The following is a 13,902-nucleotide window of genomic DNA, read 5'->3' as shown; positions in this document are numbered from 1 at the left end:
ATTATTTTTAAATCATCTGTTGACAACACCGTAAAAACGTGTAATTTTGCAACTCCAAAACCGGAAGCGGGGCGGAAAAAGTTCTTTAACACTAGTTTTTCGGGGAGTTTCCAGAGTGGCCAAATGGATCAGACTGTAAATCTGCTGGCGTACGCCTTCGGAGGTTCGAATCCTCCACTCCCCACCAAAAGTTGACAGTTGTCAGTACTTGGTCAATAGGGTTCTGCCGATCAGGCAAACTATCATCGACTACTTATTAACAGCGATTAACTTGGTTTGCGGAAGTAGCTCAATTGGTAGAGCGATAGCCTTCCAAGCTATAGGTTGCGGGTTCGAGACCCGTCTTCCGCTCAGTTAATGAAAAATGGATAATGAACAATGTGTAATGCTGAATCTAGCCAAAAGCATTATTCGTTTACATTACCCATTATACATTTTTACAACAAGCCGTTATAGCTCAGCGGTAGAGCACTTCCTTGGTAAGGAAGAGGTCCGGGGTTCAAGTCCCCGTAACGGCTCCGGGCTTCTTCGGAAGCCTTTTTGTCGGAATGGCTCCGGCCGGCCGACGTCCCTGCGGTTTTAAGCCCAACTGGTGTCAGACCTCAACCGGAATGATTTCGCTGGGTTTAATGTTCGTTCAGCGAGTTCATTCAATTATACACAAAAGTTCACAATAGCGTTTTAAAAAACATGGCAAAAGAGAATTTTGACCGCTCGAAACCGCACGTAAACATCGGTACGATTGGTCACGTTGACCACGGTAAAACGACGCTGACGGCTGCCATTACGAAAGTGCTGGCCGAAAAGGGTCTGGCCGCAGTTCGGGACTTCTCCTCGATTGACAACGCTCCGGAAGAAAAAGAGCGGGGTATCACTATCAATACATCGCACGTTGAATATGCAACGGCGAACCGTCACTATGCCCACGTTGACTGCCCAGGCCACGCTGACTATGTGAAAAACATGGTTACGGGTGCTGCTCAGATGGACGGTGCTATCCTAGTGGTAGCGGCTACCGACGGCCCAATGCCCCAGACGCGTGAGCACATCCTGCTGGCTCGCCAGGTAGGTGTACCTCAGCTGGTTGTCTTCATGAACAAAGTAGACATGGTAGACGATCCTGAGCTGCTCGAACTCGTTGAGATGGAAATCCGCGAACTGCTGAGCTTCTACAACTTCGACGGTGACAATATCCCGGTTATTCAAGGTTCGGCCCTGGGTGGTCTGAACGGCGATGCCCAATGGGTAAAAACCATCGAAGAGCTGATGGACAATGTCGACAGCTTTATCCCCCTGCCTCCTCGTCAGACGGATCTTCCGTTCCTGATGCCGGTAGAGGACGTATTCTCGATCACGGGTCGTGGTACGGTAGCAACGGGTCGTATCGAACGGGGTGTTATCAACTCGGGTGATCCGGTTGAAATCCTGGGTATGGGTGCTGAAAACCTGAAGTCAGTTGTAACGGGTGTTGAAATGTTCCGGAAAATTCTGGACCGTGGCGAAGCCGGTGACAACGTAGGTCTGCTGCTCCGTGGTATTGAAAAAACCGATATCCGTCGGGGTATGGTTATCTGCAAACCCGGTTCGGTAAAACCCCACTCGAAGTTCAAAGCTGAGGTTTACGTATTGTCGAAAGAAGAAGGTGGTCGTCATACCCCGTTCTTCAATAAGTACCGTCCGCAGTTCTACTTCCGCACCACCGACGTAACGGGCGAGATCATGCTGCCTGCTAACGTAGAAATGGTAATGCCGGGCGATAACATCACGATCGACGTAACGCTGATCAATAAAATCGCTATGGAAAAAGGTCTGCGCTTCGCTATCCGCGAAGGTGGCCGTACCGTAGGTGCTGGTCAGGTAACGGAAATCCTCGACTAAGGCTAAGTAATTAGGAACAAGTGCATTTCTTCCCGGGAATGCACTTGTTTTTTAATATTATTTCGTACTTTTGCAGTCCGATTAAAAAAGAGTCATTACTTGTCATTCGCTGGGCAGCCATTTATTGTCGTTAGTTGTGGACTACAATAAATGATGATTTTGACCATCAATGACAGATTATTCTACGGGTGTAGTTCAAGGGTAGAATAGCGGTCTCCAAAACCGTTGATGGGAGTTCGAATCTCTCCACCCGTGCCAATCCTTACAATACATGGACAAGTTTATCTCGTTTCTGAAAGCCTCGTGGGAGGAAGTTCAGCACAACGTGACTTGGCCTAAATTCAGTGATCTGCAATCCAGCTCCACGCTGGTTCTGGTAGCGTCGCTGATTTTTGCGCTACTCGTCGGGTTGATTGATTTAGTATTTGAGAACGGACTGAACGCATTTTATCAGTCATTCTAAAAATAGTCATTTGTTGTCATTAGCATCATTCATTGTAAATACACAGTCGATGATAAGTAATGACTACCTCATGACCACTTAATGACCACAAACATGAGCGGCATACAATGGTACGTCATTCGGGCGGTGTCGGGGCAGGAAAAGAAAATCAAATCCTATCTTGATAACGAAATTATCCGGCAGAAATTGGACGAAGTGATCCCGCAGGTACTGATCCCGGCGGAAAAGGTGTACGAAATGCGCAACGGTAAGAAGCGTGTTCGGGAAAAGTCTTTTTTCCCCGGTTACATTCTGATTTCGGCTGATCTGGGTAATAATCGGGCCCTCGACATGATTCTCAATATGCCGGGAGTGCTTGGCTTTTTGGGCAATTCACAGGTCGGGACTACCTCGAAGGTTCCGGTGCCGCTCCGTCAGGCTGAAGTAAACCGTATTCTGGGTAAGGTAGATGAGGAAACGCAGGAAGTGGTTATTCCGACGGCCAATTACCTGAAAGGTGAAAATGTGAAAGTTGTCGATGGGCCGTTTGGCGGTTTTATTGGCACAGTAGAAGAAGTATTCGACGACCGGAAGAAATTGAACGTCGTTGTGAAAATATTTGGCCGGAATACTCCGGTAGAACTCAGTTACGCACAAGTAGAAAAGGAGAGCTGATTTAATCAGGTATCCGTGACGGGCATCCTATGCTTCCCTCTGTGGGTGACTCGTCAAAACCAGTTGATTGGCTGCGAACGGTGTGCGGATTGGTTATGTGACGAACCAGTTAGGAACCTAAGTAGTAGCGGGGCCGCTCATGCGGTCGTAACTAAATTACCACAATGGCAAAAGAAGTAGGTGGCTACGTTAAGCTGCAAGTCAAAGGTGGGCAAGCCAACCCCGCACCTCCGATCGGTCCGGCTCTGGGTTCCAAGGGTTTGAATATCATGGAATTCTGTAAGCAGTTCAACGGCCGGACGCAGGATAAAATGGGGATGGTATTACCGGTTTTGATTACGTACTATAAGGACAAGTCCTTTGACTTCGTGATTAAAACACCACCAGCACCGGTTCTGCTGATGGAAGCAGCTAAGCTGAAAGGCGGCTCTGCTCAACCAAACCGCAAAAAAGTTGGCTCGGTAACGTGGGAACAGGTTCGGACAATCGCAGAAACGAAAATGCCCGATCTGAATTCGTTCACGGTGGAGTCGGCTATGAAGCAGGTTGCAGGTACTGCCCGCAGTATGGGCATTACGGTGACGGGTGCATCGCCCTTTGAGAATTAATCAGACTTGCCTAAGCAAACACAGAAATGGCTAAGTTAACGAAAAAACAAAAAGAAGCGCAATCGAAATACGACGCTGCTAAAGAATACTCGCTCCAACAGGCAGCCGAGATTCTGAAGGAGATTTCGTATACGAAATTCGATGCTTCTGTGGATATTGACGTTCGGTTAGGCGTTGATCCGCGTAAAGCCGACCAGATGGTTCGTGGCGTTGCTACGCTGCCGCATGGTACGGGTAAAACGGTTCGCGTGCTGGTGCTTTGCACCCCGGACAAGGAGAACGAAGCGAAAGAAGCTGGAGCTGATTATGTAGGTCTGGACGACTACATTCAGAAGATCGAACAAGGCTGGACGGACGTTGACGTGATTATCACGATGCCGAACGTTATGGCTAAAGTTGGTCGGCTGGGTAAAGTGCTGGGTCCTCGTGGTCTGATGCCAAACCCGAAGTCGGGTACGGTAACGCCCGAAGTCGGCAAAGCGGTTCGTGAGGTGAAGGCCGGTAAAATCGACTTTAAAGTCGACAAAACCGGTATCATTCATACCAGTATTGGTAAGGTGTCGTTTACGCCGGAAAAACTGGCCGAAAACGCGCAGGAGATCATTGCTACGCTACTCCGCCTGAAGCCCTCGTCGGCTAAAGGAACGTACGTAAAAACGATCAACCTGTCGAGCACGATGAGTCCGGGAGTAACGATTGACAAAGGCACAGTAGCCGGTATATAAGCCATGAAACGCGAGGAAAAAGGAGCAATTATTGAGGAATTGACTGGTAAGTTCCAGACCGTTCCCTTCTTCTACATCACGGAAGCCAATGGCATGACGGTTGCTGAAGTCAATACATTACGTCGGATGTGTTTTGAGCGGGGAATCGAGTACAAAGTGGTGAAAAATGCTTTCATCAAAAAAGCCCTCGAAACGCTGGATACGGATTATACGCCGTTCAACGAGACGGTGCTGCATGGCCAGTCGGCGGTGATGTTTCACCCCGAAAATGGAAAAGCACCGGCGCAGCTTATCAAAGAGTTTCGTAAGACAAACGATAAACTGCAATTAAAAGCTGCTTCGATCGATTATAGCCTGTTCATCGGTGCTGACCAGCTCGATACGCTCATCGCCCTGAAGAGCAAACAGGAACTGGTCGGCGAAATCATTGGTCTGCTGCAATCGCCCGCCAAAAATGTCATTTCGGCATTGCAGGGTGGTGGCAACAAACTGGCTGGTATCCTCAAAACGTTGTCGGAGCGCGAGGAAGCAGCTTAATTTTTCCGACATTCTATTGTTCAATATTGTATCACAATCAAATTAAGAAAATACTACAATGGCAGATTTAAAAGCGTTCGCTGAGCAGCTTGTAGGCCTGACGGTTAAAGAAGTTAACGAACTGGCTACTATCCTGAAGGATGAATACGGAATTGAGCCGGCAGCTGCCGCTCCCGTAATGGTAGCTGGTGGGGCTGCAGGTGGTGGCGATGCTGCTCCGGCTGCTGCTGAGAAAACGTCGTTCGACGTTATTCTGAAGTCGGCTGGTGCTGCTAAACTGGCTGTCGTGAAACTGGTGAAAGACCTGACCGGTCTGGGCCTGAAAGAAGCCAAAGAATTAGTCGATACGGCTCCGAAACCAGTGAAAGAAGGCGTAGCGAAAGACGAAGCCGAAGCACTGCGGAAGCAACTGGAAGAAGCTGGTGCTGAAGTAGAAGTTAAGTAAGCAACTGCCTATTCGCATATTACTCCAGATAGGGGAGGCCAGACCAACGTCTGGTCTTTTCCTGTTTGGAGCTATTTTTGTCTAAAAGCTATTGCAAAAGACAAACTTATTTTTATTGCCTTATGTTAGCTATTCACGCCCCTTGGGCTGGGTGACACCCGGGGTCTGAACAGCCGCTTAGTCCGAGTGCCGTGGCAAATCTTCGCAACGCACTCATTAAGAATCGGTTACGCACTAAACGAAGCACAATCTTGGCGACAAACGCGAAAATCAGTACGCGCAAAAATTTTGCGACGATTCAGCCAGTGATTGGATACCCAGACTTTCTGGATATTCAAGTAAAATCCTTCAAAGATTTTTTCCAGCTTGACACGCCTTCCAACCAACGGTCGGAAGAAGGGTTGTTCAAGGTATTTCAGGAAAACTTCCCTATTTCCGACTCCCGCGAGAATTTCAAGTTGGAGTTTATCGATTACTCGGTCGACCCACCGAAATACTCGGTTGACGAGTCGATCGATCGGGGATTGACCTATTCGGTGCCGCTGAAAGCTAAACTGCGCCTGTCGAACAACGATCCCGACAACGAGGATTTCGAAACGATTGAGCAGGAAGTGTTTCTGGGGAACATTCCGTACATGACCGAGAAAGGCTCGTTTGTCATTAACGGTGCCGAACGGGTGATTGTTTCACAGTTGCACCGGTCGCCGGGTGTGTTCTTCTCGATGAGTAAACACACCAATGGTACGAAACTGTATTCGGCCCGGATTATTCCTTTCAAAGGGTCGTGGATCGAGTTTTCGACGGACGTCAACAACGTGATGTATGCCTACATCGATCGGAAAAAGAAATTCCCGGTAACAACGCTGTTGCGAGCCATCGGATTCGGATCGGATAAAGACATTCTTGATCTGTTCGGCCTGTCGGAAGAAGTACCAGCTACCCCGGCTAATTTGAAAAAAGCCATCGGCCGTCGGTTAGCCGCCCGGGTGTTACGTACCTGGACGGAAGACTTTGTAGACGAGGATACGGGTGAGGTAGTTTCCATCAGCCGGAACGAAGTGCTCCTGGAGCGCGACTCGGCCATTTCGGCAGATGATATTGACGTGATTACGGATTCGGGCCAGAAATCAGTCATCCTGCATAAGGAGGACATGAACATGGCCGATTATAATATCATTTATAATACGCTGCAGAAAGATAGCTCAAACTCTGAAAAAGAGGCCGTCGAGCAAATCTACCGGCAGCTTCGGAACGCCGACGCACCCGACGAACAAACCGCCCGTGAGATTATTCAGAGCCTGTTTTTCTCCGACAAGCGGTATGACCTGGGAGACGTAGGTCGTTACCGGATCAATAAAAAACTCGGTCTGGACATTTCGTCGGACATGAAGGTGTTGACCACGGAAGACATTGTGTCGATCGTGAAATACCTGATCGGTCTGATCAACTCGAAGGCCGTTGTCGATGATATTGACCACCTGAGCAACCGGCGCGTCCGGACGGTAGGTGAGCAGTTATACGCACAGTTCGGCGTCGGGCTGGCCCGGATGGCACGGACGATCAAAGAACGGATGAACGTTCGAGATAACGAGGATTTCAAACCCGTTGACCTGATCAACGCCCGGACGCTGTCGTCGGTCATCAACTCCTTCTTCGGTACAAACCAGTTGTCGCAGTTTATGGACCAAACCAATCCGCTGGCTGAAGTGACGCACAAGCGTCGGATGTCGGCGCTCGGACCCGGTGGTCTATCGCGGGAACGGGCTGGTTTCGAGGTTCGTGACGTACACTACACCCACTACGGCCGTCTGTGTACCATCGAAACCCCGGAAGGTCCAAATATCGGGTTGATTTCGTCGCTTTGTGTCTATGCGAAAATCAACAGCATGGGCTTTATCGAAACCCCGTATCGGATTATCGAAAACGGTAAGGTGTCGATGGATAAGCCTGTAATGTACCTGACGGCTGAAGAAGAAGATACCCATTACATCGCGCAGGCTAACGCTGGTATCGATAACAAAGGTAATTTCCAGGTCGATCGGCTGAAAGCTCGCTTTGAAGGCGACTTCCCGATGGCTGAACCGGCCAACGTTACCTTTATGGACATTGCGCCGAACCAGATCGTATCGGTAGCCGCTTCGATGATCCCGTTCCTGGAACACGACGATGCCAACCGGGCCCTGATGGGTTCGAACATGCAGCGTCAGGCAGTACCGCTGCTCCGTCCTGAAGCGCCGATTGTGGGTACAGGTCTGGAAGGCCGGGTGGCTGTCGATTCCCGGACGCTGGTTATTGCCGAAGCCGATGGTGTGATCGAGTTTGTTGACTCAACCAAGATTGTCGTTCGGTATAATCTAGACGACGACCAATTGGCTGTTACGTTCGATGAAGATAAAAAGACGTACAACCTGATCAAGTTCCGTCGGACTAACCAGGATACCTGCATTAACCTGAAACCAACCGTGCTGAAAGGCCAGAAGGTGAAAAAAGGAGACGTGCTCTGCGAAGGCTATGCGACGCAGTCGGGTGAACTGGCACTGGGCCGTAACATGAAAGTGGCATTTATGCCCTGGCAGGGATACAACTTCGAGGATGCCATCGTAATCTCGGAGCGTGTGGTTCGGGAAGATATTTTCACCTCCATCCACATCGAAGAATTTGAACTGGAGGTTCGTGATACGAAGCGTGGCGAAGAGGAACTGACCTCAGAAATCCCGAACGTATCGGAAGAGACAGTTCGGAACCTCGATGAGAACGGTATTGTGCGCGTGGGTACGGAAGTGAAAGAAGGTGATATTCTGATCGGTAAGATTACCCCGAAAGGAGAAAGCGATCCGACGCCGGAAGAAAAACTGCTGCGTGCCATCTTCGGCGACAAAGCAGGCGACGTGAAAGATGCTTCCAAGAAAGCACCACCGTCGCTCAAAGGAGTTGTCATCGATACGAAGTTATTTGCGCGGCCGGCAAAAGAAGACCGGGGTAAGCATAAAGACGAAGTAAAAGCGCTGATGAAAAAATACGGTCGTGAGTTGAATGACTTCCGCGCTCGTATGATTGAAAAAACCGTAGCGCTGCTCGATGGTAAAACCAGTATCGGCGTGAAGCACAAGTTTGGTGACGAAATCGTCAGCAAAGGCGTGAAGTTCAACCGGAAAAATATCATCGATAACCTATTCCCGGATAAAAACCCATACCGTGACGAAAGCGGTTATGCGGTTCCGGAAGAGGCAAACATCCTGGCTGATCTGAATCTGAACGACTGGACGGACGACGATAAGCTCAACGAGATGATTGTGTCGCTGGTGAAAAACTATAACAACCGTCGGAGCGAAATCACGGGTCGGTTCAAGCGGGAACGCTTTACCCTCGAAGTGGGCGACGAACTGCCGGCGGGTATCGTGAAACTGGCTAAAGTTTACATCGCCAAGAAGCGTAAGCTGAAAGTGGGTGATAAAATGGCCGGTCGTCACGGAAACAAAGGGGTGGTTGCCCGGATCGTACGGGACGAAGACATGCCGTTCCTCGAAGATGGAACGAAAGTCGACATCGTATTAAACCCACTGGGCGTACCGTCCCGGATGAACCTCGGGCAGATTTACGAAACCGTACTGGCCTGGGCCGGACAGAAACTGGACCGCAAGTATGCGACGCCGATTTTCGACGGCGCGACGGAACAGCAGGTAGCCGACGAGCTGAACGAAGCCGGTCTGCCGTCGTTCGGCCGGACGTATCTGTACAATGGTCTGACGGGTGAGCGTTTCGATCAACCCGTAACGGTCGGTATCATTTACATGCTCAAACTTGGTCACCTGGTCGATGACAAGATGCACGCCCGTTCTATCGGTCCTTACTCGCTCATTACCCAGCAACCACTGGGTGGTAAAGCACAGTTCGGTGGCCAGCGGTTCGGTGAGATGGAAGTGTGGGCACTCGAAGCCTTCGGGGCGTCGAATATCCTGCAGGAAATCCTGACGGTTAAATCCGATGACGTTGTGGGTCGTGCGAAAGCATACGAAGCGATTGTGAAAGGTGAAAACCTGCCGAAACCGAATATTCCGGAATCGTTCAACGTGCTTGTGCACGAGCTGCGCGGTCTGGCGCTTGAAATTACATTAGAGTAACGGAGCAAAGGGCACAGGGCGAGGGACATGGGTATTGCAAAGCGATCCCTGCCCCCTGCCCTTCGCCCTGTGCTTCTCTTTCAAACCTATAATCTCCAACCAATGTCGTTCAAAAAGAACAAAAAACTCAACAGCGACTTTGCCAGCGTGACGATCAGTCTGGCTTCGCCGGAGTCTATTTTGGAGAGTTCCTACGGCGAAGTGACACAGCCGGAGACCATCAACTACCGGACCTACAAACCCGAAATGGGCGGCTTGTTTTGCGAGCGCATTTTCGGGCCCGTGAAGGACTGGGAATGTCACTGCGGTAAATACAAGCGGATTCGCTATAAGGGCATTATCTGCGATCGCTGCGGGGTAGAAGTAACCGAGAAAAAGGTTCGCCGGGAGCGTATGGGCCACATCGAACTGGTGGTGCCCGTGGCGCATATCTGGTACTTCCGCAGCCTGCCCAATAAAATTGGTTACCTGCTGGGTCTTTCGACCAAAAAACTCGACCAGGTTATTTACTACGAACGTTATGTCGTAGTTCAGCCGGGCGTGAAGGCCGAAGATGGCATCAACCAGCTCGATTTCCTGACGGAAGACGAGTACCTTGACATTATTGATAAACTGCCCAGCACCAACCAGCACCTCGACGATAAGGACCCGAACAAATTCATCGCCAAGATGGGGGCCGAAGCGTTGGAAATGCTGCTGTCACGGCTGCAACTGGACGAACTTTCGTATCAGCTGCGTCACGCAGCGGCTACCGACACCTCACAGCAACGCAAAGCCGAAGCGCTGAAGCGGCTGAAAGTGGTCGAAGCCTTCCGGGAAGCCAACGGCCGTATTGAAAACCGCCCTGAATGGATGGTGATCAAAATGGTGCCGGTTATTCCGCCCGAACTGCGTCCGCTTGTCCCTCTGGACGGTGGTCGGTTCGCTACGTCTGATTTGAACGATCTATATCGTCGGGTTATCATCCGGAACAACCGGCTGAAGCGGCTGATCGAAATCAAGGCGCCGGAAGTAATTCTGCGTAACGAAAAGCGAATGCTGCAGGAAGCGGTCGATTCGCTGTTCGATAACTCGCGGAAAGTGAACGCCGTTCGTTCGGAAGGGAACCGCGCCCTGAAGTCGCTGTCCGACATGCTGAAAGGGAAACAGGGTCGTTTCCGTCAGAACCTACTCGGGAAACGGGTCGACTATTCAGGTCGTTCGGTTATCGTCGTCGGTCCTGAGCTGAAGCTGCACGAGTGTGGTTTGCCGAAAGACATGGCGGCTGAGTTGTTCAAGCCGTTTGTCATCCGCAAACTCATCGAGCGGGGCATCGTGAAAACGGTGAAATCGGCAAAGAAAATCGTTGACCGCAAAGACCCTGTGATCTGGGACATCCTGGAAAACGTGCTGAAAGGTCACCCCGTTCTGCTGAACCGGGCTCCAACGCTGCACCGTCTGGGTATCCAGGCTTTCCAGCCCAAACTGATCGAAGGAAAAGCTATTCAGTTGCACCCGCTTGTTTGTACGGCGTTCAACGCTGACTTTGATGGTGACCAGATGGCCGTTCACGTGCCGCTGGGTCAGGAAGCTATTCTGGAAGCCTCGCTGCTGATGCTGGCGTCGCACAACATTCTTAACCCCGCCAACGGCGCGCCGATTACGGTACCGTCGCAGGACATGGTGTTAGGTCTGTACTATGTGACCAAAGGCCGCAAGAGCACCCCTGAATACCCGGTTGCCGGTGAAGGTATGACCTTCTACGGTGCTGAAGAAGTAATTATCGGGATCAACGAAGGCAAAATCTCGAAGCACGCCAATATCAAGTGTCGGGTACGTGTACGGGACGAAAATGGTGAGATGGTGTTTAAAGTCATCGACACCGTGGCTGGCCGGTTATTGTTCAACCAGGCTGTCCCTGAAGAAGTTGGCTACATCAACGAACTGCTTACGAAGAAAAAGCTGCAACAGATCATTGCGCTGATCTTCAAGATTTCGGGTGGAGCACGGACAGCTCAGTTCCTCGACGAAATCAAAGAACTAGGGTTCCAGATGGCGTTCAGAGGTGGTCTGTCGATCGGTCTGAGCGACGTGATGATTCCGGAAGCCAAACAGCCGCTGGTCGAAGAAGCGAAAGCCGAAGTACAGGGCGTTTGGGATAACTACCTGATGGGTCTGATTACGGAGAACGAACGGTACAACCAGGTTATCGACATCTGGACGCGCGTAAACTCCCGTCTGACCGAGACGCTGATGAAGCAGCTCGAAGCCGATCAGGGCGGATTCAACTCGATCTATATGATGATGCACTCGGGCGCCCGTGGTTCCCGCGAGCAGATTCGTCAGTTGGGTGGTATGCGGGGTCTGATGGCTAAGCCACAGAAAAACCTGCAGGGCTCCGTTGGCGAGATCATTGAAAACCCGATTCTGTCGAACTTTAAAGAAGGTCTCGACGTACTCGAATACTTTATCTCGACGCACGGTGCGCGGAAAGGTCTGGCTGATACAGCGCTGAAAACGGCCGATGCCGGTTACCTGACCCGCCGTCTGCACGACGTAGCACAGGATGTGATCATCAGCGAAGAAGACTGCGGTACGCTCCGCGGGCTGCAGGTTTCGGCGCTGAAAGACAACGAAGATATCGTTGAGCCCCTGTCTGAACGGATTCTGGGCCGTACGACGGTCCACGATATTTACGATCCGCTCACGAAAGAATTAATCGTAGCCTCGGGTGAGCTGGTAACGGAAGAAGTTGCCGCTCATATTGATGAGACGAGCATTGAAACCGTCGAGATTCGTTCGGTACTGACTTGCGAATCGCGGCAGGGTGTTTGCGCCAAGTGTTATGGTCGCAACCTGGCGTCGGGGCGTATGGTCGACATCGGTGAAGCCGTGGGTGTCATTGCCTCGCAATCCATCGGTGAGCCAGGTACTCAGCTGACGCTGCGTACATTCCACGTGGGTGGTACGGCATCGAACATCGCGGTCGATGCGTCGATCAAAGCGAAATTCGATGGTCTGATCGAGTTCGAAGAAATGCGGACGGTTGAATCGGAAGATGCCGAAGGCAATGCACAAACGGTTGTTATGGGCCGTTCGGGCGAAGTCCGGATCGTGAACCCGAACGATCGCAACCAGGTGCTGATCAGCAACAACGTACCATACGGCGCGTTCCTGCGCGTGAAAGACGGTGATATAGTGAAAAAAGGCGACGATATCTGCGCCTGGGATCCCTACAACGCCGTTATTCTGTCGGAATTGACCGGTACGCTGACCTTCGATGCGATTGAAGATGGAATTACCTACCGCGAAGAGTTCGACGAACAGACGGGCTTCCAGGAAATGGTAATCATCGAAAGCCGCGATAAAGCGAAAAACCCAGCCATCGTGGTGCAGGGAACGACGACTTTAACGCTCCACCTGCCCGACAATGACGGTGGTCCGTTGCAGAAGAGCTATAACCTGCCGGTTGGTTCGCGCCTAGTAGTGAAAGCCGGGCAGAAAATCAAAGCTGGCCAGCCGCTGGCGAAGATTCCGCGTAACGTGGGTAAAACCCGTGACATCACGGGTGGTCTGCCGCGTGTAACGGAATTGTTCGAAGCCCGGAATCCATCGAACCCAGCTGTCGTGAGCGAAATCGACGGTGTTGTTACGTATGGTGCCATCAAGCGTGGTAACCGCGAAATCTTCATCGAATCGAAAGACGGCACGAAGAAAAAGTACCTCGTACCGCTGTCAAAGTTCATCCTCGTACAGGACAACGACTTCGTGCGGGCGGGTGCTCCGCTGTCGGATGGTGCCATTACGCCGAGCGATATTCTGGCGATCAAAGGCCCAACGGCCGTACAGGAATACCTGGTGAACGAAATTCAGGAAGTATACCGCCTGCAAGGGGTGAAAATCAATGACAAGCACATCGAAGCCATCGTGCGCCAGATGATGCAGAAAGTTGAAATCATCGACTCGGGTGATACGAACTTCCTTGAAGGGCAGGTTGTCGATAAATGGGCCTTCCGCGAAGAGAACGACAAAGTTCTTGATGCTAAAGTGGTCATGGACGCCGGTGATTCGCCGAACTTCAAACCCGGTATGATTGTCACGAGCCGTCAGCTGCGCGACGAGAATTCAAGCCTGAAACGTCGGGATATGGCCCTAGTGACCGTACGCGATGCGATGGCCGCCGTTTCGCAACCCACGCTGATGGGGATCACACAGTCGTCGCTGGGTACCGATAGCTTCATTTCGGCGGCTTCCTTCCAGGAAACCACGAAAGTACTGAGTGAAGCGTCGATCCGCGGTAAGCGTGACATGCTCGAAGGGCTGAAAGAAAACGTAATCGTGGGTCACCTGATTCCGGCCGGTACCGGTATCCGTCGTTACCAGAACGCGATCGTCGGTTCCAAAGAAGAGCTGGAAACGATCACCGAATCGCGCGAACAGTTTGCCCGCACCAAAAAACGGGCAACGGTGTAAACGTAGAAATAAAGTTGAC

At 51.1% G+C, this 13,902-nt stretch carries 9 protein-coding genes and 4 tRNA genes; all 13 read left to right on the top strand.

The features are described from left to right. Positions 1–101: 101 nt before the first annotated feature. Positions 102–187: transfer RNA gene (locus ACYVC2_RS29155), tRNA-Tyr, on the top strand. 91 nt (positions 188–278) lie between these two features. Further along, positions 279–351: transfer RNA gene (locus tag ACYVC2_RS29150), tRNA-Gly, on the top strand. A 95-nt stretch (positions 352–446) separates the two neighbouring features. Next, positions 447–518, top strand: a tRNA-Thr gene (locus ACYVC2_RS29145). 172 nt (positions 519–690) lie between these two features. Next, the gene (gene tuf / locus ACYVC2_RS29140; protein WP_461108635.1) at positions 691–1,878 is read left to right on the top strand and encodes an elongation factor Tu; all 1,188 of its coding nucleotides are present in this window, start codon (positions 691–693) and stop codon (positions 1,876–1,878) included. A 184-nt stretch (positions 1,879–2,062) separates the two neighbouring features. Then, a tRNA-Trp gene (locus ACYVC2_RS29135) sits at positions 2,063–2,136 on the top strand. Positions 2,137–2,149: 13 nt separating this feature from the next. After that, a complete protein-coding gene (gene secE / locus ACYVC2_RS29130) occupies positions 2,150–2,341 on the top strand; it encodes a preprotein translocase subunit SecE (RefSeq protein WP_012928967.1) in 192 nt (63 codons plus the stop codon). A gap of 93 nt (positions 2,342–2,434) precedes the next feature. After that, positions 2,435–2,995 carry a transcription termination/antitermination protein NusG gene (gene nusG / locus ACYVC2_RS29125; RefSeq protein ID WP_461108632.1) on the top strand — a complete coding sequence of 187 codons (561 nt, stop codon included), beginning with the start codon at positions 2,435–2,437 and terminating at the stop codon, positions 2,993–2,995. A gap of 164 nt (positions 2,996–3,159) precedes the next feature. Beyond that, the gene (gene rplK / locus ACYVC2_RS29120; protein WP_461108630.1) at positions 3,160–3,603 is read left to right on the top strand and encodes a 50S ribosomal protein L11; all 444 of its coding nucleotides are present in this window, start codon (positions 3,160–3,162) and stop codon (positions 3,601–3,603) included. 26 nt (positions 3,604–3,629) lie between these two features. Further along, a complete protein-coding gene (rplA, locus tag ACYVC2_RS29115) occupies positions 3,630–4,328 on the top strand; it encodes a 50S ribosomal protein L1 (RefSeq protein WP_461108628.1) in 699 nt (232 codons plus the stop codon). 3 nt (positions 4,329–4,331) lie between these two features. Next, on the top strand, positions 4,332–4,865 hold the full coding sequence (gene rplJ / locus ACYVC2_RS29110; RefSeq protein ID WP_461108626.1) for a 50S ribosomal protein L10: 534 nt from the start codon (positions 4,332–4,334) through the stop codon (positions 4,863–4,865). A gap of 58 nt (positions 4,866–4,923) precedes the next feature. After that, positions 4,924–5,310 (top strand): 50S ribosomal protein L7/L12, encoded by a 387-nt coding sequence (rplL, locus tag ACYVC2_RS29105; protein ID WP_461108624.1) that lies wholly within the window; start codon positions 4,924–4,926, stop codon positions 5,308–5,310. 251 nt (positions 5,311–5,561) lie between these two features. Continuing rightward, positions 5,562–9,431: a DNA-directed RNA polymerase subunit beta gene (gene rpoB / locus ACYVC2_RS29100; protein ID WP_461108622.1), complete on the top strand. Its 3,870-nt coding sequence runs from the start codon at positions 5,562–5,564 to the stop codon at positions 9,429–9,431. Positions 9,432–9,533: 102 nt separating this feature from the next. Next, a complete protein-coding gene (rpoC, locus tag ACYVC2_RS29095; RefSeq protein ID WP_461108620.1) occupies positions 9,534–13,883 on the top strand; it encodes a DNA-directed RNA polymerase subunit beta' in 4,350 nt (1,449 codons plus the stop codon). The last annotated feature ends 19 nt before the right edge of the window (positions 13,884–13,902 follow it).

This window comes from Spirosoma koreense (assembly GCF_054777875.1).
The sequence above is the reverse complement of the archived record's forward strand: the minus strand, read 5'-3'. Positions and strand labels throughout refer to the sequence as shown.

What these genes read in the sequence shown, in the direction of transcription:
- tuf (WP_461108635.1), top strand. Translation starts at nt 691, where the DNA reads ATGGCAAAAGAGAATTTTGACCGCTCGAAACCGCACGTAAACATCGGT.
- secE (WP_012928967.1), top strand. Translation starts at nt 2,150, where the DNA reads ATGGACAAGTTTATCTCGTTTCTGAAAGCCTCGTGGGAGGAAGTTCAG.
- nusG (WP_461108632.1), top strand. Translation starts at nt 2,435, where the DNA reads ATGAGCGGCATACAATGGTACGTCATTCGGGCGGTGTCGGGGCAGGAA.
- rplK (WP_461108630.1), top strand. Translation starts at nt 3,160, where the DNA reads ATGGCAAAAGAAGTAGGTGGCTACGTTAAGCTGCAAGTCAAAGGTGGG.
- rplA (WP_461108628.1), top strand. Translation starts at nt 3,630, where the DNA reads ATGGCTAAGTTAACGAAAAAACAAAAAGAAGCGCAATCGAAATACGAC.
- rplJ (WP_461108626.1), top strand. Translation starts at nt 4,332, where the DNA reads ATGAAACGCGAGGAAAAAGGAGCAATTATTGAGGAATTGACTGGTAAG.
- rplL (WP_461108624.1), top strand. Translation starts at nt 4,924, where the DNA reads ATGGCAGATTTAAAAGCGTTCGCTGAGCAGCTTGTAGGCCTGACGGTT.
- rpoC (WP_461108620.1), top strand. Translation starts at nt 9,534, where the DNA reads ATGTCGTTCAAAAAGAACAAAAAACTCAACAGCGACTTTGCCAGCGTG.